The organism is Brevibacillus sp. MCWH (assembly GCF_013096935.1).
GTDB lineage: Bacteria > Bacillota > Bacilli > Brevibacillales > Brevibacillaceae > Brevibacillus > Brevibacillus aydinogluensis.
The window spans coordinates 115794-135788 of sequence record NZ_SDLF01000002.1 but is presented as its reverse complement, the minus strand read 5'-3'; the positions used below and the strand labels follow the sequence as shown (position 1 = coordinate 135788).

Sequence of the window (19995 nt, the reverse complement as noted above, 5' to 3'; positions counted from 1 at the left end):
CACACATAATACGGTTCAGCGAATTAAACGCTAGGGAGTACCACAGATGTTCCCTGGCGTTTTTTGTTGCCGATGAAACATTGCCGCGTTGGTATCGTCATACCAACGACGAGAGAAAAAGGAGGAGTACGCATGTGGACGATGGTGAAACTGGCGGCATGTGCAGCGGCGCTGACGGCGTCGGTGCTGACCACATCCGCCCAGACCGGAACAGTCCCGGTCGCGACGGGTCAGGGCTCGGCTCCCGTGCCATCCCTGCCGACGGGAAGTGAACCGGCGGTAGACGTGCAGCCGGGAGAGCGGGCCGCAGACGCCCCTCAGCGCGTCAGCCAGACTGCCGTTCCGGCGACGATCGCGTTTATCCACAATAAGCATTTGTGGATACTCGACGCCAGCAAGGCCGACGCCGTGCCCGTGCAGGTGACGACGCAGGGCGAAGCAGAGATCGCCGGGTGGTCGGCCGACGGCAAATGGCTGCTCTACCTGCTGTACGAAAAGGAGGCGCGCTCCAGTTCGTCACCGGCTTACTTGTGGGCGGTGAAGGCGGACGGAACCGGAGCATTCCAGGTGGATGAGCGGCCCGTCTTGGAACATCCCAAGTGGTCGCCTGTCTCCCGCACCTTCGCCTACCTGGTCGCTGCGTCCGGGGCGGACGAGGACCGAAAAAAGCTGTTGGTGGTGGCGGAAATGGCCGGGGAGAAAGCGGGCGTCGTCAGCACCCAGACGATGGAGCTGGCCGATTTTGCCTGGATGCCGGACGGCAAGCGCCTGCTCGTCTCCGTGCCTGTCGCTTCGGACCGTCCGATGACGCTCAGGCTCATTGATCTGGCAGGCAATCAGCTGGCCGTCTATCCGCTTACCGAGCAGTCCAATGTGGACGAAGACATCTATCCGCTGGAGGCTACAGGGTTGAAAGTCGCTCCGGACGGCAAGCGGGTGGCTTACTATGTGTGGATGAATGCCGCTTCGCTTTCTAATGACGGCGTGCCGATTCAGATCCTTGACCTGACCCGCTCCGGCAGCAAACCGGTGGACATCGGCAGCGGTCTGGCCTATCCGCAGTGGCTGGCCTGGTCGCCGGACAGCAGCCTGCTGGCGTTTATCGACGGCGAAGATCGCATGGCCACGCACAACAAGCGCGTGATGATTGCCGATGCCAACGGGCGGGTGATCCCGGCAGGGCAGCCGGACAAGGTGGATGCGCAGCCGACGTGGACAGCCGCCTCTCCGTACACGCTGTATTTTACCCGCGGTGTTGAGACGTATTTTGAGGACGACCCGGAAAATCCGAAGGTGCCCGGGCAGCGCATTTGGCGGCGAAGCGCTGACGGCAGTCAGCAGGCTGTGACGCAGGGGACGGACAAGACGGCCGATATCTTTCCCACCCTGTCACCGGACGGAAACGCCTTGCTGTTTGTCCGGCTTGATGCCGCCGAACACGGCTCGCTCTATCTGAAAACGGGCAGTGAACGCGAAGTGGAACTGCTTCGGCATGTGACGGGTTCCGTCGGGTTTTACGGCAACCACCTGCCGGCGTGGATCAGCGTTTTCTGGAAAGAGCAAAAACCTCATTGACACGGCTTGCGATTCGTGCCATAATTCATTCTGACAAAGGGAACCTTTAAATCCAGTCCTGTGAGGCTGGCAAGGGCACGGATACGCAGAGACGGCAGGAAAAAGGGCGGATCACCCCTTTTGCCTGTCATCGGCCAGTGGCTTCTTGTCGCCTGACAAGAAGCCTTTTTTGTGCCACAGGTAAGACAAGCCGATTTCCGGGAGGGAAGCGCACGTGATCAACAAGAGCGTCATCATGGACGAAGCGGCCATCCGTCGGGCACTGACGCGGATCGCCCACGAAATCATCGAGCGGAACAAGGGTGTGGAAGACTGTATCATCGCCGGCATCAAGACGAGGGGCATCTACCTGGCGCAGCGGCTGGTGGAGCGGATCGAACTGATCGAAAACGTCAAGGTACCGGTCGGCCAGTTGGACATCACCTTTTACCGGGACGATCTGCAGCACAAATCAGAAGATGCGGTGCTGCACGGTGCCCAGTTGCCCGGTGACATCACCGGCAAGACGGTCATTCTCGTCGACGACGTGCTGTACACCGGACGAACGGTTCGGGCCGCACTGGACGCGCTGATCGACAACGGCCGCCCACGCATGATCCAGTTGGCCGTGCTGGTGGACCGCGGCCACCGCGAGCTGCCGATCCGACCCGACTTTGTCGGCAAGAACGTCCCTACGTCCCGTACTGAGATTGTGGACGTGAAGCTGGCGGAAGTGGACGGGATGGACATGGTCACCATCCGCCAGTTGATCTGAGACAAAAATGGATACGCCTCTTTAACCGCAATCCCGTGAGGTTGCGAAGAGGTTTACGCGCTTTCCATGCCCGTGGAAGGATGGAAGGAGTATGCCTCTTTGTGCCTGCACAAAGAGGTTTTTTGTTGGCCGAAATACGCAGTATAGACAAATAAAAGACAAAACAAACGCAGGGGGACAATACAGATGAGTCAAAAAAACTTTGTCGATGTGCACGAAACACCCGCGGTCTCCAAGCTGCTGCCGCTCAGCATCCAGCACCTGTTTGCGATGTTTGGCGCGACTGTGCTGGTGCCGATTCTGACCGGCCTGGACCCGGCGACCGCGCTCTTTACCAGCGGGGTGGGAACACTCCTGTTTCTGCTGATTACCAAAGGCAAGCTGCCCAACTACCTGGGATCGTCGTTCGCCTTTATCGGCCCGATCATCACGGTAAGCCAGGCCTATGGCGTCGGCACCGCGCTGCTGGGCTGTCTGCTCTCCGGTCTGGTCTACGTCATCGTGGCGGCGATCGTGCAGAAGGCCGGCGTAAAGTGGCTGGACCGCGTTCTGCCACCGGTGGTGATCGCGTCCGTCATCGTCGTCATTGGCCTGAGCCTGTCGGTGGTGGCCGTCGATATGGCGACCAAGGTAACGGTGGACGGCCAGTCGGTCATGTCGCTCACCTCCATTGAAATTTCACTGGTGACGATGATTGTAACGGTTCTGGCGGCTGTGATGCTGCGCGGCTTTTTTGCCCTCATTCCGATTCTCATCGGCATCATCGCCGGGTACCTCTACACGCTCATGCGTCATCCTGAGCTGATTGACTTGAACAAGGTGGCTACTGCAGAGATCATTTCCGCTCCGGACTTCAAGCTGAAAGAAGTGGCCTTCGCGCTCGGCGACCCGTCCGCCTGGGTAGCGGCGCTGATCATTGCGCCGGTCGCGTTTGTCACGCTGGCGGAGCACCTCGGCCACCTGCTGGTGACGAGCCGGGTAATGGACCGCGATCTGATGAAAGATCCCGGACTGCACCGCAGCTTGCTGGGGGATGGAGTGGCGACCGCGCTGGCCGGTCTGATTGGCGGACCGCCTGCCACCACGTACGGGGAAAACATCGGTGTGCTCGCCATCACCCGTGTGTTCAGCCGCACGGTGATTGCGCTGGCGGCGGTATTGGCAATCCTGTTCTCCTTCTGCGGCAAAATCAGCGAGCTCCTGATGACGATTCCGACGCCGGTGCTGGGCGGTGTCTCCATCATCCTGTTCGGGATTATCGCGGCCCAGGGGCTTCGCATGTACGTCGAAAGCAAAGTGGACTTTTCCAATAAGCGCAACATGATCATTGCCGCCGCGATTCTGGTGACCGGGATCGGCGGTTACAAAATCAGCTTCGAGGGCGTTTCCTTCTGGCAGTCTTTCCTGCACAACCTGACAATTGACAACATCGCCTTCTCCACCTTCCTCGGCATCGTGCTGCACCTGATCCTGCCGGGCAAGGAATCGGCGATGGGGGAAGCGCACCGCGAAGAACAAAAGCATATCGCCTGACACGTTCCGACGACCTTTAAATCAGTCCCGAGAGGCTGGCAAGGCGGCTGGGCGCTGTTTCACCTGCGCACAGGGAAGCAAATCACGAGCTTCTTGCCTTACCTGCCTTCACGGCAAAGACGGCAAGAAGCTTTTTTTATCCAATTGCGGAATACGGAGGGATTTTCGATGAGCATCGTCACGCACCTGATTGGCATGAAAGAGCTGACAACGGATCAGATCGAGCGGCTGCTGGATCGCGCCGAATACTGGGCGGAGCGGCCTGGTGTGCAGACGGATGTGCTGAAGGGACGCTTCATCGCCAACCTGTTCTTCGAGGCCAGCACGAGAACCCGCTTTTCGTTTGAGGTGGCGCAAAAACGGCTGGGTGCGCACGTGCTGAATTTCATCCCGGAGACCTCTTCCACTGTAAAAGGGGAAACGATCTACGACACGATCCGCACGCTGGAAGCGATGGGCGTGGAGGCGGCGGTCATCCGCACGAAAAAGGACGGCCTGCTGACGGAACTGGCCTCTGAAGTCAGCCTTCATCTGATCAACGCGGGCGACGGCACCAACGAACATCCCACCCAGTGTCTGCTCGACCTCTTGACGATGCGGCAGCAGTTCGGCCGGATCGAGGGGCTGACCGTGGCCATCATCGGTGACCTTCGCCACAGCCGCGTGCTCGGTTCGCATCTGCACGCCCTGCCCAAGCTGGGGGCCAACCTGCTGCTCGCCGGTCCGGCCAGCATGATGCCGCCGGCGCAGATCGTGCCGGACGGGGTGAAAAAGGTCGACATCGACGAAGCGGTCCAGACGGCCGACGTGGTGATGATGCTGCGCGTGCAGTTGGAGCGGCACACAGACGCGCTGTTTGTATCCAAGGAAGAGTACCACCGGGCACACGGGCTGACGCTGGAGCGGGCCAAGATGATGAAGCCGGGCGCGGTGATCATGCACCCGGCGCCGGTCAACCGCGGAGTGGAAATCCACAGCGACCTGGTGGAATGCGAGAAGTCGCTGATCCAAAAACAAGTGACCAACGGCGTGGCTGCCCGCATGGCAGTACTGGAAACTGTGCTGAAAGGAAGCGATAAGACATGGGAATCATCCTTGGCAACGGCAAACGCATAAACGAGGCTGGCGAACTGATCCCCGCCGAAGTGCTGATCGAAGACGGACGCATCAAAGCGATCGATAAACAGCTTGCGCGCGACGGGCATGTGTGGATCGACTGCAAGGGCAGACTCATCTCCGCCGGCTTCATTGACGTCCACGTCCACCTGCGTGAACCGGGCTTTGAACACAAGGAGACGATCGCGACGGGGGCGCATGCAGCCGTAAAAGGCGGATTTACCACGATCGCCTGCATGCCCAACACCCGCCCTGTCATCGACAGTGTGGAGACGGTCCACTACATTCTCGACAAGGCGCAGGAAGCGGGCAAGGCCCGCGTGCTCCCCTACGGAGCGATTACCGTGCGGCAGCTCGGCAAGGAATTGACCGACTTCGCCGCGCTCAAGGAAGCGGGGATTTTCGCCCTTACTGATGACGGCGTGGGCGTCCAATCCAGCGCGATGATGAAGGAAGCGATGAAGCGGGCGAAAGAACTGGGCCTCTCGATCGTTGCCCACTGCGAAGACGACGATCTGATCACTCCGGGCAGCGCGCTTCACGACGGCGTGGTGGCGGCGCGGCACGGCCTTCCGGGCATCCCGTCGGAATCGGAGTCGATCCACGTGGGACGGGACATCCTGCTGGCAGAGCAGACCGGCGTCCACTACCACGTCTGCCACATCAGCGCCAAGGAATCGGTGCGTCTGGTGCGGGACGGCAAGCGGGCCGGGGTGAACGTCACCTGCGAAGTGACGCCGCACCACCTGCTGCTCTGCGACGAAGACATCCCGGACGACCTGAACGCCAACTGGAAAATGAACCCGCCGCTGCGCAGCCGCGAAGACCGGGCGGCGCTGATCGCCGGACTGAAGGACGGCACGATTGACATCATCGCCACTGATCACGCCCCGCACACAGCGGAAGAAAAGGCGAACGGCATTGAGCGGGCACCGTTTGGCATCGTCGGACTGGAGACGGCATTCCCGCTCCTGTACACCCATCTGGTGCTGACCGGCGAACTGACGCTGAAGCAGTTGATTGAGCTGTTGACCGTAAAACCGGCAGAGATTTTCGGACTGCCGTACGGACGCCTGGAAGTGGGTGCTCCAGCCGATCTCAGCGTGCTTGATCTGGAAGCGGAGCGGACCATTGATCCCGGCACCTTTGCCAGCAAGGGAACCAACACGCCATTTGCCGGCTGGGTCTGCAAAGGATGGCCGACCCTGACGATGGTAAACGGTGCGATCGTATATCGGGAAGCGGAATAAGGAAGCAGAAAAAGGAGGAAGCGAAGATGCGAGCGAGACTGATCTTGGAAGACGGAACGGAGTGTGTCGGCACCGCTTTTGGGGCGACGACGGAGAGCGTGGGGGAAGTGGTATTCAACACCGGGTTGACCGGTTATCAGGAAGTGCTGTCCGATCCTTCCTACTGCGGCCAGATTGTCACCATGACCTACCCGCTGATCGGCAACTACGGGATCAATCGGGACGATTTTGAGGCGGTGCGCCCGTACATCCACGGATTCGTCGTCCGCGAGCACTGTGACACGCCGAGCAACTGGCGCAGCGCCGGGACGCTGGACGAACTGCTGAAAGCGTACGACATCCCGGGCATCGCCGGCGTCGACACGCGGATGCTGACCCGCAAGATTCGCTATCACGGTACGATGAAAGGGATGATCACGACCAGCGAGGCTCCCCTGTCCGAGCTGCTCGACTCGCTCCGCCACGCTCCCCTGATGAACGATCAGGTGGCTCGTGTCTCCACCAAGAGCGTGTTTAGCTGTCCGGGAACGGGCCATCGCGTGGTGCTGGTCGACTTCGGCGCCAAGCATGGTATTTTGCGCGAGCTGACCAAGCGCAACTGCGATGTGGTCGTCGTTCCCCACAACGTGACCGCAGCCGAGATTCGCCGACTGCAGCCGGACGGCATCCTCCTGTCCAATGGCCCCGGCGATCCGAAAGACGTGCCGCAGGCGATCGAGACAATCCGCGAGATTTTGGGCGAGTATCCGCTGTTTGGCATCTGTCTGGGCCACCAGTTGTTTGCCCTGGCGTCCGGAGCGGACACGGTGAAGATGAAGTTTGGCCACCGCGGCGGCAACCATCCGGTCAAGGAAATCATGACAGGCCGCACCTACATCACGTCGCAGAACCACAGCTACGCGGTGAAAGCGGAGTCGATTCCGGGCACCGGCCTGGAGATTACGCACGTTGCACTGAACGACGGCACGGTGGAAGGTCTGCGCAATCTGGAGAAACGGGCTTTCTCCGTACAGTACCACCCGGAAGCGGCCCCAGGTCCGTACGACACCGGCTACCTGTTTGACCAGTTTCTCGAAATCATGGACACCGCGAAGGAGGAGAGGGCACATGCCAAAGCTCGCTGACCTGAAAAAAATCCTGGTGATCGGCTCCGGTCCCATCGTCATTGGACAGGCGGCGGAGTTTGACTACGCAGGCACACAGGCCTGCCAGGCGCTGAAGGAAGAAGGGCTGGAAGTGGTGCTGATCAACTCCAACCCGGCCACGATCATGACCGACACCAACATGGCGGACAACGTGTACATCGAACCGCTCACGTCGGAATTTGTCACCCGCGTCATCCGCAAGGAAAAACCGGACGGCCTGCTGCCTACCCTGGGCGGCCAAACCGGGCTCAACATGGCGGTGGCACTGGCAGAATCGGGTGTGCTGGCAGAAGAAAACGTGAAGCTGCTCGGCACCAACCTGGACGCGATCAAGCAGGCGGAAGACCGGGAGCAGTTCCGCGCCCTGATGAACGAGCTGGGCGAGCCGGTGCCCGAGTCGACGATCGTCAGCACCGTGGATGAAGCGGTGCGGTTCGCCAGCGAAATCGGCTACCCGATCATCGTCCGTCCGGCCTACACGCTGGGCGGCACCGGCGGCGGCATCTGCGAAGACGAGGAGAGCTTGCGGGAAATCGTGGCGAGCGGTCTGAAATACTCTCCCATCTCGCAGTGTCTGATCGAGAAGAGCATCGCCGGGATGAAGGAGATCGAGTACGAGGTAATGCGCGACGCAAACGACAACTGCATCGTCGTCTGCAACATGGAAAACATCGATCCGGTCGGGGTGCACACCGGCGACTCCATCGTCGTGGCGCCGAGCCAGACGCTGTCCGACCGCGAGTATCAGATGCTCCGCTCCTCCGCGCTGAAAATCATTCGCGCGCTGGGCATCGAAGGCGGCTGCAACGTGCAGTTCGCGCTCGACCCGCACAGCTTCCGCTACTACGTGATCGAGGTAAACCCTCGCGTCAGCCGCTCCTCCGCGCTGGCCTCCAAGGCGACGGGCTACCCGATCGCCAAGATGGCTGCCAAAATCGCCATCGGCTACACGCTGGACGAACTGAAGAACCCGGTCACCGGCCAAACCTACGCCTGCTTCGAGCCGACGATCGACTACGTGGTGAGCAAAATCCCGCGCTGGCCGTTTGACAAGTTCCAGTCGGCCAACCGCAAGCTGGGCACGCAGATGAAGGCGACCGGGGAAGTGATGGCAATTGGCCGCACGTTTGAAGAGTCGATTATGAAAGCGATCCGCTCCCTGGAGATCGGCACCTACCACCTGGAGATCAAGGGCACGTCCGCGCTGGCCGACGAGGAGCTGAAAGACCGGCTGATCACCGCTGACGACGAGCGCCTGTTCCTGCTTGCAGAGGCACTGCGCCGCGGCTGGAGCATCGAGACGCTGCACGACCTGACCAGCATCGACCGTTTCTTCCTGCACAAGCTGCACAGGATCGTCGCTTTTGAACAAGAACTGGCGGCAGGTCTGACGCCGGAGAAGCTCTACGAGGCGAAGCGGATGGGCTTTACCGACCGGAAAATCGCTGAACTGACCGGCCGAACGGAAGCAGAAGTCCGCGCTCTGCGGGAAGAGCACGGCTTCAAGCCCGTGTTCAAGATGGTGGATACCTGCGCGGCCGAGTTTGAAGCGCAGACCCCGTACTACTACTCCACCTACGAGCAGGAAGACGAGCGGGTGGAGACGGGCAAAAAGCGCGTCGTCGTGCTTGGCTCCGGCCCGATCCGCATCGGCCAGGGCATCGAGTTCGACTACGCCACCGTTCACGCGGTCTGGGCGCTGAAAGAGGCGGGGTATGAAGCAATCATTATCAACAACAACCCGGAGACCGTCTCCACTGATTTCAACACCTCTGACCGCCTGTACTTCGAGCCGCTCTACATCGAAGACGTGATGAACATCATCGACGCGGAACAGCCCGAGGGCGTGATCGTTCAGTTTGGCGGACAGACGGCGATTAACCTGGCGGACAAATTGGCCGCCCGCGGCGTGCGCATCCTCGGCACCAGCCTGGAGAACATCGACGCAGCGGAAAATCGCGAAAAGTTTGAAGCGCTGCTCAGAAGCCTTGACATCGCCCAACCGCCGGGCAAAACCGTCACCTCTGTGGAAGAAGCGGTGGTGGCGGCTGAAAGCCTCGGCTTCCCGGTACTGGTTCGTCCATCCTACGTCCTGGGAGGCCGCGCGATGGAAATCGTCTACAACAAGACGGAACTTTTGGAGTACATGGAACACGCAGTGAAGGTCAATCCGGAGCATCCGGTGCTGGTCGACCGCTACATGGTCGGCACGGAGGCGGAGGTGGACGCCATCTGCGACGGGGAAAACGTGCTGATTCCGGGCATTATGGAACACATTGAGCGCGCAGGGGTGCACTCCGGCGACTCGATCGCAGTGTATCCGCCGCAGTCGCTCTCGCCTGAAATCAAAGCAGAACTGGTCGACATGACGACGAAGCTGGCCCGCGCCCTGCAGATCAAAGGGCTGATCAACATTCAGTTTGTCATCTGCGACAACCGTCCGTACGTGATCGAGGTAAACCCGCGTTCGTCCCGGACCGTGCCGTTCCTGTCCAAAGTGACGGGCATCCCGATGGCGAACATCGCGACCAAGGCGATCCTCGGCCACTCCATCGTCGAGCAGGGCTTTACGCCCGGCTGCCATCCGGAAGACGAGATGGTTTCCGTGAAAGTGCCGGTCTTCTCCTTCGCCAAATTGCGCCGCGTCGACATCACGCTGGGTCCGGAAATGAAGTCGACCGGCGAAGTGATGGGCCGCGAGCGGACGCTGGCCAAAGCGCTGTACAAAGGGCTCCTGGCCGCCGGCATGAACATCCCGACACATGGTTCGCTGCTTGTCACCGTCGCCGACAAGGACAAGGGAGAAGCGCTGGAGATCGTGAAACGCTTCCATCGCCTGGGCTTTAAACTGCTGGCCACCTCTGGAACGGCGGATTACCTGGAGAAAGCGGGATTGACCGTTACCCGCGTAAACAAGCTGTCCGAGGGCACGCCCAACCTGCTGGACATGATCCATCAAGGGGAAGCGAATATTGTGTTAAACACCCTGACCAAAGGCAAGACACCGCAGCGGGACGGTTTCCGCATCCGCCGCGAAGCTGTGGAAAACGGTGCCGTCTGCCTGACGTCCCTGGACACAGCAAAAGCGCTCCTGCACGTCCTGGAGACGATCACGTTCTCTACGGAAGCGATGCCGGCGCAGCGCACGGGAGCCAAGATAGCCGTGCCGGTATAACAGTCAGAGCGTCCCCTGCGGAGCTACGGCTATGGCTACGCAGGGGAGTAAACGCGACGAAGTGTCGCCACTAGGAAGCCCCCTATCGGGGACCCGGATGTGGCTACGCAGGGGAGTAAACGCGACGAAGTGTCGCCACTAGGAAGCCCCCTATCGGGGACCCGGATGTGGCTACGCAGGGGAGTAAACGCGACGAAGTGTCGCCACTAGGAAGCCCCCTATCGGGGACCCGGATGTGGCTACGCAGGGAAGCAAACGCGAGGCGGTGTCGCCACTAGGAAGCCCCCTATCGGGGACCTGGATGTGGCTACGCAGGGGAGTAAACGCGACGAAGTGTCGCCACTAGGAAGCCCCCTGTCGCGGACCTGGATGTGGCTACGCAGGGAAGCAAATTCGAGGCGGTGTCGCCACTAGGAAGGGAGAGAGCGGTGTGCCGCTGCAACCAACCGATATACGCGAGCGCATGATCGTTGCGCTCGACTTTTCCACGAAAAAGGACGTCACACAATGTCTGGCCCGGCTGGACGGGCTGATTCGATACGTCAAGGTGGGCATGGAACTGTACTATGCAGAAGGCCCGGCGATCGTCCACTACCTGAAGGAGCAGGGACTGAAGGTGTTTCTCGACCTGAAGGTGCACGACATTCCCAACACGGCCAAAGGGGCGATGAAAAGCCTGGCCCGTCACGGCGTCGACATGGTCAACGTGCACGCTGCGGGAGGCGTGGCGATGATGGAGGCGGCCCGGGAAGGACTGGAGCAGGGGACCGCGGCCGGTGCTCCCCGTCCTCTGCTGATCGGCGTTACGATGCTCACCTCGACCGGACAGCAGACGATGAACGAGGAGCTGGCGATTCCCGGCACGGTGGAAGATGTCGTCGTCCATTACGCGAAGTTGGCCAAACAGGCGGGGCTGGACGGAGTCGTCGCCTCTCCATTGGAAGTACCGATGATCAAGCAGGCGGCCGGTATTGATGTCCTCACCGTCACCCCGGGGATTCGGCCTCTCTGGGCGGAGAAGGGAGACCAGACCCGGATCACGACCCCGGAACAGGCGTTTCAGTTGGGGAGCGACTACATCGTAATCGGCCGGGCGGTTACGGCTTCGCCCGATCCTGCCGCCGCCTGGGAGCGGATCGTTAACGCCGTTCAGGCGGCATGCCTCTAAACGTACGCGAAGGGAAGAGGATAGGATGAATACCACGACAGCCAAAGAAATAGCGGGACACCTGCTGGAGATCGGCGCCGTTCACCTGCGCCCGGACCAGCCGTATACCTGGACATCCGGCATCAAGTCGCCGATCTACTGCGACAACCGGCTCACGATGTCTCATCCGCCGGTCCGCCGCCGGATTGCCCAGGCGTTTGCCGAGGTGATCCGCGAACATTTTCCGCAGGTGGAAGTGATCGCCGGCACGGCGACGGCAGGCATCCCGCACGCTGCCTGGGTGGCAGAACTGCTGGACCTGCCGATGATCTACGTGCGCGACAAGGCAAAGGGGCACGGGCGGCAGAATCAACTGGAAGGCGCGCTGGCCGCAGGTCAGAAAGTGGTGGTCATCGAGGATCTGATCTCCACCGGCGGCAGCTCGCTCAAAGCGGCAAAGGCCGTCCAGGCGGAGGGAGGCGACGTGCTCGGCGTGGCAGCGATCTTCAGCTACCAGTTTCCAGAAGCGGAAGCCCTCTTTAGGGAGGAAGGCATCCCGGTCGCGACGCTTTCCCACTACACTGCACTGCTCGAGACGGCACGCGAGCGCGGCGTCATCACGGCAGAGCAGGAAAGCCTGTTGGCCGACTGGCGCAAAGCCCCTCGCAGCTTTTATGCGTAACCGGTCATGACGCATGTCCAAACGGATTGGATAAAAAAATTTTGTACCTCAATCGACTGTACTTTACCAACGCCCTGTTTCGGGGCGTTTTTTGTTTTGTTCGTTACCAAAATGTAATTTATTTTCATGTTTTTTACATTATAATACTTCATAACCGGTGGGTAAAAATCGTGGATGCTCTTTTACATTTGAACGTAATGGAGGGATCATGAACAGACCATTACTGTACATAACCTTGTTTGCGTTTCTGCTTCTCACAGCAGGATGCTCGGATGAGAAACCCAAAAACGAACGCAAAGGTTTGACAGGATACGTCATCGAGACAAACTATGAGAAAAAAGCACTGCTGGTTGCTGAAAGTGACAAAACAGCAAGAGATGGCGACTATGACGCCGAATGGTATTTCGTAAACGACGATGCCATTCTGCTTGATCGCAAGAATAACAAGGTTTTGCTTACAGACATAGAGGTCGGAGCGGAAGTAGAAACATGGGCGGCTTCCCCTTCATTGGAATCGTATCCTGCGAAAACGGATTTGAGCAAACTTGTCGTTGCAGATGATGTACAACATCCACATTATCCCATGCTGCAAAAGAAAGCCATTCAAATGGCGCTAAACTTTGTAAAGAGTCTTTCTGACAAAGCTGATATATTCATTGTACAGGATGCAGTGAGCACCGAATCAGAATGGATCGTTCGCGTTTTTACTTTCAATGCAGGACAGAAGCACGAGATAAGTGTTCATGCAGAAACGGGTGAAGTAAAGCGAATCAAATAACCCGGTATTGGCGAAAGCGCCTTTTCCGTTGGTTCGACAGGTGCCAGTGCCTTGCTGGTCAAGAAAAAGGATGGCCGATCTGACGACTCCATCCTTTTTCGTATGTATGTCAACTTGCAGCGGCTTACGACGGGCGAAATGCCGGTCTGCCAGATTTTTGTTGACGAACAACCTGTGATTCTTTACAATGATACCCAAGAGTTAAACACTGTTCTTATCCAGAGCGGCGGAGGGACTGGCCCAATGAAGCCCGGCAACCGTCACGCGGTGCGTGACCAGGTGCCAATTCCTGCAAGACAGGTGTCTTGACAGATAAGAAGCGGGTTTGATTGATATGGACGCAGACCTTCTTCTTGTCGGAGAAGGTTTTTTTATTTTTCTGTTTCAAAATTTCATAGGACTTCTTCTTATCCAGAGAGGTGGAGGGACTGGCCCGATGAAGCCCGGCAACCGTCACGCGGTGCGTGACCAGGTGCCAATTCCTGCAAGACACGCGTGTCTTGAGAGATGAGAAGAAGGCTCGAGCACAATGCACACCAGCCTTCTTCGAATCCGAAGAAGGCTTTTTCATGTTGTACAAACAAAAAACGGGGTGGAAAAACATGAGTGTGGTAAAAGTAGGCTTATTGGGATTGGGAACGGTAGGCGGCGGGGTGGTCAAGACAATCCGTTCGAAGCAGGAGAAGCTGTCGGCCCGGTTGGGCAAGCGCATCGAAATCGTCAAGGCGCTGGTGCGCGACTCGCGGAAGCAGAGGGCCGTGCAGGTGGAGCCATCGCTGTTGACGACACGGTTTGCCGACGTAATGGAAAGCGACGTAGACATCGTCGTGGAAGTGATGGGCGGCGTGGAACCGACCTACGACTACGTACGGTCGCTGATCGAGAAGGGCTGTCATGTGGTGACGGCCAACAAGGAGCTGCTGGCCAAACGCGGCGCGGAGCTGGTGGAACTGGCCAACCGGCACGGCGTCCATCTCGCCTATGAAGCCAGCGTCGCGGGGGGAATTCCCATCCTTGGGGTGCTCCGTCAATTCCTCAGAACCAACGATATTACAAAGGTGTGCGGCATCCTCAACGGGACGACCAACTTTATCCTGTCGCAGATGGAGGAGGCCCAGCTTCCCTACGACGATGTGTTGAAGCGGGCACAGGAACTGGGGTATGCGGAGGCAGACCCGAGCTCCGACGTGGAAGGCTGGGACGCCTTGTACAAGCTGTACATTCTGGCACAGCTCGTGTTCGGGGAGTCGCTGCCCCTGTCAGCCATTGAGCGGCAGGGGATTGTTGAAGTCTCGCAGAGCCACATCCGGCTGGTGAAGGAACTGGGGTATCGGATCAAACTGCTGGCGCAAGCCCACCAGGGAAACGGCGGCCTGCACCTGTCCGTGCGGCCGACGCTGGTGCCGCTGGAGCATCCGCTGGCGCGCATCCAGGATGCGTACAATGCCGTACAGGTGGAAGGCAGTCTCGTCGGCGACCTTTTGTTCACCGGCAAAGGGGCGGGCGAATTGCCGACTGCCAGCGCGGTTGTGGAAGATCTGGCCTACTTGCTGACCCAACCGTTTGCGCCTCATCCCGCTTGGCGTGAACGGCCGGAGGCGGTCCCGTCCAGCCGCCTCTCATCCGGCCTCGACTTCTGCTGCCTGGCAGGGACAGCGGCTGGCGTGACGCCGGAGCAGGTACTGCTGTTTCTCGAACGGGCGGGTGTCTCCGTCCGCAGGATGACCGTCCAGTACGATTCGGGCAGCGTCCTGCGTGTGGGCCTGCTCGCTGCCGGACTGCAGGAGGAGCACGTTGGGCTTTTGGAACGGGATTTCGGCCTCGAAGCGCGGCTGTACCCCGTGCTGGAGGCGGCCGATGATCAAGATGCCGACGGCGGGAGTGCGGGGCTGTAAACTAGCATCCAACTCCCCATCGCATTCGCCGGGTTTTTTTGGCATGATTGAAGCGGAGCACTTCTTCTTCAAGGGGATGAGGACAAGTCATGCTGGGTTCGCAAACCATCTTGCCGGCCATTCGCCAAATGAAAGAATTTGAACGCGTCCTGGAAAGCCGGTACGAGACGATCATTTTGCTGGAGAGCCATATCTGCCAACTGAAAAGCATCGCCGACCTGGCACGCCGGCACGGAAAAAAGCTGTGGCTGCATGCCGATCTGGTGCAGGGATTGAAAAACGACGAGCACGGCGCACTGTTTCTTTGTCAGGAGATCAAGCCGGCCGGCGTCATTTCCACCCGTTCGCAGGTGATCACGACCGCCAAAAAGAAGGGCTTGGTCACGGTGCAGCGCCTGTTTCTGCTGGACTCCGGCGCGCTGGAGACGAGCTACAAAATCCTTGAGCAGACAAAACCCGATTTCGTCGAAGTCCTTCCGGGGGTCATGCCGCACATTATTACGGAAATTCGCGAACAGATTCAAATTCCGATCATCGTAGGCGGGTTTATCCGCACCCGGGAGGAGATCGAGAGCGCTCTGGCGGCAGGAGCCATCGCCGTCACCACCTCCGATCGAAACTTGTGGAAACAGCTGTAAAAAATGATTGACAACGCTTTCACGACCGCATAAGATTGATTACAGAAGTTCATATGTCGGATGAGATCAGGAGATCCACCTATATATTCCCTGTGTTTAAGTTCCTGTGGACTTAAACCGTGGATAAATAGGTGGATTTTCTGTTTTCTTCCAGTGGAGGTGAACAGCAAAAGAGGGAAAACCGGTCCAGACTCGTCATAAATATTAAAAAAAGAGAATGGAGGAACAAGATGTCGGCGTATTGGGCGGAACTGATCGGGACCATGATGCTGGTGATTCTCGGGGACGGCGTCGTGGCGGGAGTCGTGCTGAACAAGTCAAAGGCAAAAGACAGCGGGTGGATCGTGATTACCCTGGGCTGGGGGTTTGCTGTCGCCTTTGCCGTATACGCGGTCGGGGCCATCAGCGGCGGCCATTTTAATCCGGCCATTACCATTGCGTTTGCGTCAATTGGCTCGTTTGCCTGGGAGCTCGTGCCCGGGTACATTTTGGCCCAGATGGCCGGGGCGTTTTTGGGAGCAATCTTTGTCTACCTGTACTACCTGCCGCACTGGAGAGAAACTGCTGACCCGGCGGCCAAGCTGGCAGTATTCTGCACAGCTCCGGCGATTCGACACACATTTGCGAATATTCTCAGCGAAGGACTGGGCACGTTTTTCCTTGTGTTTGGCCTGCTGGCTATCGGCAGCAACACGTTTACCGAAGGGCTCAATCCGCTGATCGTCGGCTTTTTTATCGTCGCCATCGGCATGTCGCTCGGCGGGACCACCGGCTACGCGATCAATCCGGCGCGCGATCTGGGGCCTCGTCTCGCCCACTTTGTTCTGCCGATCCCGGGCAAAGGCACATCTGACTGGGGCTACGCCTGGATTCCGGTCGTGGGGCCGATCGTCGGCGGGACGGCGGGAGCGCTCGTCTTCAAGGCCTTGTTCGGATAGCGGTCGGCCCAAGCTGATTGAGGCAGAGATGATCGGGAAACGATAAAGGGGGATATGTGACGGATGGAAAAGATGTATGTTTTGGCCATTGACCAGGGCACGACCAGTTCCCGTGCCATTTTGTTCAACCGGGCAGGACACATGGTGGGAGTAGCCCAGAGGGAGTTTACGCAGATTTTTCCCCGGCCGGGCTGGGTGGAGCACGATGCCATGGAGATCTGGTCGTCCGTCGTCGGCGTGATCGGCGAAGTGCTGGCCAACCACAACATCAGCGCCCAGGAAGTGGCCGCGATCGGCATTACCAACCAGCGGGAGACGACTGTCGTCTGGGACAGACACACCGGTCTGCCGGTCTACAACGCGATCGTCTGGCAGTCCCGCCAGACGGCCGATATTTGCGAAGAGTTGAAGGCGAAAGGGCTGAACGACCTGTTCCGCGAACGGACCGGCCTGTTGATCGACGCCTACTTTTCCGGCACCAAGGTCAAGTGGATCCTTGACAACGTGGAAGGGGCACGCGCCAAGGCAGAACGCGGCGATCTCTTGTTTGGCACCATCGATTCCTGGCTGATCTGGAAGCTCTCTGGCGGCAAGGCGCATGTGACTGACTACACCAATGCGTCCCGCACGCTGATGTACAACATTTACGACCTGCGCTGGGACGACGAACTGCTGGCGCACCTCACCGTGCCGAAAGCGATGCTGCCTGAAGTGCGTTCCAGCTCGGAAATCTACGCGCATACCGACAAAGATCTCTTTTTCGGCGTGGAGGCGCCCATCTCCGGCGCGGCGGGAGATCAGCAGGCGGCCTTGTTCGGCCAGGCATGCTTTGAGGAAGGCATGGCGAAAAACACCTACGGCACCGGCTGCTTCATGCTGATGAACACCGGGGAGAGACCGGTGCGTTCCGAACACGGCCTGCTGACCACGATTGCCTGGGGGATCGACGGCAAAGTGGAATATGCGCTGGAAGGAAGCATTTTTGTCGCCGGTTCCGCCATCCAGTGGCTGCGCGACGGCCTGCGCATGCTGAAGTCGGCAGCCGACAGCGAAACGTACGCCAGCCGTGTGGAATCGACCGAAGGGGTCTACGTGGTGCCGGCGTTCGTCGGCCTGGGCACGCCGTATTGGGACAGTGACGTGCGCGGCGCCGTCTTCGGCCTGACGCGGGGGACCAGCAAGGAGCACTTCATCCGTGCCACGCTGGAATCGCTGGCCTACCAGACGAAAGACGTGCTCACCGCAATGGAGGCCGACTCCGGCATCAATTTGAAAAAGCTGCGCGTGGACGGCGGCGCGGTGAAAAACGACTTCCTGATGCAGTTCCAAAGCGACGTATTGGGCGTGCCAGTGGAACGTCCGCAGGTAAACGAGACGACCGCTCTGGGAGCAGCCTATCTGGCCGGGTTGGCGGTAGGCTTCTGGAAAGACAGGCAGGAGATTGCCGCCAACTGGCACGTCGACGGCGTCTTTGACGTGAAAATGAGCGAGGAGAAGCGCAACGAACTGTACGACGGCTGGAAAAAAGCCGTGCGGGCTGCGATGGCCTTCAAATAATCGGCCGCATGTGGTATACTGTACGCGATAAGTTCATACGGATGGTCTGAGATACGGAGTCGACCACTGATCCTTCTTTGCAGGCAAGGAGGGATTGGTGGTCGTTTGTGTTTTTTCCGGACTGTTCGGGTTGACCCATCGATAAAGTAAAACAGGGAGTGATGCGTGATGAAACGAGCGGAGCACCTGGCGCAACTCAAATCGACAGAGGTAGACCTGCTGGTGATCGGCGGCGGTATCACCGGAGCGGGGATTGCGCTGGACGCCCAGGCGAGGGGGATTCAAACAGGGCTGTTTGAGATGCAGGATTTCGCCGCGGGGACCAGTTCCCGCTCCACCAAACTGGTTCACGGCGGGCTGCGCTACCTGAAGCAGCTGGAGTTTCGCCTCGTCTCCGAAGTGGGCAAAGAGCGGGCGATCGTCTACGAAAACGCGCCGCACGTCACCCAGCCGGAGTGGATGCTGCTGCCGCTGATCGAAGGCGGCACGTACGGACGGCTGGCCACATCTGTCGGCCTGTACCTGTACGACTGGCTGGCAGGAGTGAAACGGAGCGAACGGCGGCGGATGCTCAGCCGGGAGGAGACGCTCAAGATGGAGCCGCTCCTGCGCAAGGAAAAGCTGAAAGCGGGCGGTTACTACGTGGAGTACAAGACGGACGACGCCCGGCTGACGCTGGAAGTGATCAAAGAGGCGGCGGCCCGCGGGGCGCTGCCGGTCAACTACGTGAAGGCGGAGTCGTTCCTGTACGAAAACGGCAAGGTCGTTGGCGTGCAGGCCGTCGATCGGATCAGCGGGGAGACGTTTGCCATCCGCGCAAAAAAAGTGGTTAACGCTGCCGGTCCGTGGGTGGATGAATTGCGCGAAAAAGACGGTTCCCTGCAGGGCAAGCGGCTCTTTCACACCAAAGGGGTGCACATCGTCTTTGACCAGGCGCGGTTTCCGCTGCGTCAGGCCGTCTATTTTGACACGCCGGACGGCCGCATGGCGTTTGCCATTCCGCGCGCGGGGAAAACCTACGTGGGCACGACCGACACCCCCTACGACGGCGATCTGGCCCATCCGGTGATGACGGTGGAAGACCGCGATTACCTGCTTTCGGCCATCCATTACATGTTCCCGGAGGTGGGCATCCGGGCGGAGGACATCGAGGCGAGCTGGGCTGGGATACGGCCGCTGATTTACGAGGAAGGCAAGTCGGCTTCGGAAATCTCCCGCAAAGACGAAGTGTTTCGTTCCCCGAGCGGTCTGATCACCATTGCCGGCGGCAAACTGACCGGCTACCGCAAGATGGCGGAAAAGGTGGTCAACATCGTCGCACAGGAACTGGGCGTACAGGCAGGGTGCACGACGGACCGGATTGCGCTGTCCGGCGGCAAGGTGGGCGGCTCCGCAGGTTTTGCATCCTTTGTCGCAAGGAAAACAGAGGAAGGGATGGCGGCAGGCCTCAGTCGTGAGGAGGCGGAACGGCTCGTTCGCCGCTATGGCAGCAATATAGACCGCCTGTTTGCGATTATCCGCGAGCGCGGGCAGGAAGCAAAGCGGCACCAGATGTCGCTGGAAGTGTTCACGTCCCTGGTGTACGCGCTGGAAGAGGAGATGGCAGTGACACCGGGGGACTTTTTGCTTCGCCGCACGAGCAGTCTGCTGTTTGACATCGCGTGGGCGAAGCGCTGGAAAGAGCCGATCCTGTCCTTCATGAAGCAGTACGGAAACTGGAGTGCGGAACAGGCGGACGCGTACCGCCGCGAACTGGAGCAGCAGATCCACGACATGACGCCCTGACAGGCGGGCGAGGCGCCAAGTTAAATG

15 protein-coding genes and 2 riboswitches are annotated in these 19995 nt (G+C 59.3%); all 15 genes read left to right on the top strand.

The annotated features are described in order from the left end of the window. The first annotated feature begins 132 nt into the window (after positions 1–132). The 15 genes from ETC00_RS02210 to ETC00_RS02140 all read left to right on the top strand — a co-directional run bounded on the left by ETC00_RS02210 (position 133) and on the right by ETC00_RS02140 (position 19968). Positions 133–1575, top strand: a complete 1443-nt coding sequence (locus ETC00_RS02210; RefSeq protein WP_171564328.1) for a TolB family protein — start codon at positions 133–135, stop codon at positions 1573–1575. A 214-nt stretch (positions 1576–1789) separates the two neighbouring features. After that, positions 1790–2329, top strand: coding sequence for a bifunctional pyr operon transcriptional regulator/uracil phosphoribosyltransferase PyrR (gene pyrR, locus ETC00_RS02205; protein ID WP_171564327.1), 540 nt, complete (start codon positions 1790–1792; stop codon positions 2327–2329). Between the two features lie 186 nt (positions 2330–2515). Further along, on the top strand, positions 2516–3862 hold the full coding sequence (locus ETC00_RS02200) for a solute carrier family 23 protein (RefSeq protein ID WP_171564326.1): 1347 nt from the start codon (positions 2516–2518) through the stop codon (positions 3860–3862). A gap of 168 nt (positions 3863–4030) precedes the next feature. Further along, a complete protein-coding gene (locus tag ETC00_RS02195; RefSeq protein WP_171564325.1) occupies positions 4031–4978 on the top strand; it encodes an aspartate carbamoyltransferase catalytic subunit in 948 nt (315 codons plus the stop codon). Continuing rightward, on the top strand, positions 4945–6228 hold the full coding sequence (locus ETC00_RS02190; RefSeq protein WP_171564324.1) for a dihydroorotase: 1284 nt from the start codon (positions 4945–4947) through the stop codon (positions 6226–6228). The genes ETC00_RS02195 and ETC00_RS02190 overlap by 34 nt, the downstream gene beginning before the upstream one ends. A gap of 26 nt (positions 6229–6254) precedes the next feature. Further along, positions 6255–7352, top strand: a complete 1098-nt coding sequence (locus ETC00_RS02185; RefSeq protein WP_171564323.1) for a carbamoyl phosphate synthase small subunit — start codon at positions 6255–6257, stop codon at positions 7350–7352. Beyond that, positions 7336–10548, top strand: a complete 3213-nt coding sequence (gene carB / locus ETC00_RS02180; RefSeq protein WP_171564322.1) for a carbamoyl-phosphate synthase large subunit — start codon at positions 7336–7338, stop codon at positions 10546–10548. The genes ETC00_RS02185 and carB overlap by 17 nt, the downstream gene beginning before the upstream one ends. Before the next feature lie 430 nt (positions 10549–10978). Continuing rightward, positions 10979–11716, top strand: a complete 738-nt coding sequence (gene pyrF, locus ETC00_RS02175; RefSeq protein ID WP_371808865.1) for an orotidine-5'-phosphate decarboxylase — start codon at positions 10979–10981, stop codon at positions 11714–11716. Positions 11717–11741: 25 nt separating this feature from the next. Next, positions 11742–12377 (top strand): orotate phosphoribosyltransferase, encoded by a 636-nt coding sequence (gene pyrE, locus ETC00_RS02170; protein WP_171564321.1) that lies wholly within the window; start codon positions 11742–11744, stop codon positions 12375–12377. Positions 12378–12585: 208 nt separating this feature from the next. Then, positions 12586–13155, top strand: coding sequence for a DUF3221 domain-containing protein (locus tag ETC00_RS02165; protein WP_171564320.1), 570 nt, complete (start codon positions 12586–12588; stop codon positions 13153–13155). A gap of 211 nt (positions 13156–13366) precedes the next feature. Then, positions 13367–13474, top strand: a riboswitch (SAM riboswitch). Between the two features lie 85 nt (positions 13475–13559). Further along, positions 13560–13669, top strand: a riboswitch (SAM riboswitch). Positions 13670–13724: 55 nt separating this feature from the next. Beyond that, positions 13725–15050 carry a homoserine dehydrogenase gene (locus tag ETC00_RS02160; RefSeq protein WP_253264219.1) on the top strand — a complete coding sequence of 442 codons (1326 nt, stop codon included), beginning with the start codon at positions 13725–13727 and terminating at the stop codon, positions 15048–15050. An 89-nt stretch (positions 15051–15139) separates the two neighbouring features. Then, positions 15140–15688: a glycerol-3-phosphate responsive antiterminator gene (locus tag ETC00_RS02155; RefSeq protein ID WP_171564319.1), complete on the top strand. Its 549-nt coding sequence runs from the start codon at positions 15140–15142 to the stop codon at positions 15686–15688. 230 nt (positions 15689–15918) lie between these two features. Continuing rightward, the gene (locus ETC00_RS02150) at positions 15919–16626 is read left to right on the top strand and encodes an MIP/aquaporin family protein (protein WP_171564318.1); all 708 of its coding nucleotides are present in this window, start codon (positions 15919–15921) and stop codon (positions 16624–16626) included. A 63-nt stretch (positions 16627–16689) separates the two neighbouring features. Then, positions 16690–18183: a glycerol kinase GlpK gene (glpK, locus tag ETC00_RS02145; RefSeq protein ID WP_171564317.1), complete on the top strand. Its 1494-nt coding sequence runs from the start codon at positions 16690–16692 to the stop codon at positions 18181–18183. A 168-nt stretch (positions 18184–18351) separates the two neighbouring features. Beyond that, positions 18352–19968 (top strand): glycerol-3-phosphate dehydrogenase/oxidase, encoded by a 1617-nt coding sequence (locus tag ETC00_RS02140; RefSeq protein WP_171564316.1) that lies wholly within the window; start codon positions 18352–18354, stop codon positions 19966–19968. The last annotated feature ends 27 nt before the right edge of the window (positions 19969–19995 follow it).

Bases quoted from the DNA above. Each gene is read 5' to 3' on its own strand.
- ETC00_RS02210 (WP_171564328.1), top strand. From the start codon at position 133: ATGTGGACGATGGTGAAACTGGCGGCATGTGCAGCGGCGCTGACGGCG.
- ETC00_RS02200 (WP_171564326.1), top strand. From the start codon at position 2,516: ATGAGTCAAAAAAACTTTGTCGATGTGCACGAAACACCCGCGGTCTCC.
- ETC00_RS02195 (WP_171564325.1), top strand. From the start codon at position 4,031: ATGAGCATCGTCACGCACCTGATTGGCATGAAAGAGCTGACAACGGAT.
- ETC00_RS02190 (WP_171564324.1), top strand. From the start codon at position 4,945: ATGGGAATCATCCTTGGCAACGGCAAACGCATAAACGAGGCTGGCGAA.
- ETC00_RS02185 (WP_171564323.1), top strand. From the start codon at position 6,255: ATGCGAGCGAGACTGATCTTGGAAGACGGAACGGAGTGTGTCGGCACC.
- carB (WP_171564322.1), top strand. From the start codon at position 7,336: ATGCCAAAGCTCGCTGACCTGAAAAAAATCCTGGTGATCGGCTCCGGT.
- pyrE (WP_171564321.1), top strand. From the start codon at position 11,742: ATGAATACCACGACAGCCAAAGAAATAGCGGGACACCTGCTGGAGATC.
- ETC00_RS02165 (WP_171564320.1), top strand. From the start codon at position 12,586: ATGAACAGACCATTACTGTACATAACCTTGTTTGCGTTTCTGCTTCTC.
- ETC00_RS02160 (WP_253264219.1), top strand. From the start codon at position 13,725: ATGTTGTACAAACAAAAAACGGGGTGGAAAAACATGAGTGTGGTAAAA.
- ETC00_RS02155 (WP_171564319.1), top strand. From the start codon at position 15,140: ATGCTGGGTTCGCAAACCATCTTGCCGGCCATTCGCCAAATGAAAGAA.
- ETC00_RS02150 (WP_171564318.1), top strand. From the start codon at position 15,919: ATGTCGGCGTATTGGGCGGAACTGATCGGGACCATGATGCTGGTGATT.
- glpK (WP_171564317.1), top strand. From the start codon at position 16,690: ATGGAAAAGATGTATGTTTTGGCCATTGACCAGGGCACGACCAGTTCC.
- ETC00_RS02140 (WP_171564316.1), top strand. From the start codon at position 18,352: ATGAAACGAGCGGAGCACCTGGCGCAACTCAAATCGACAGAGGTAGAC.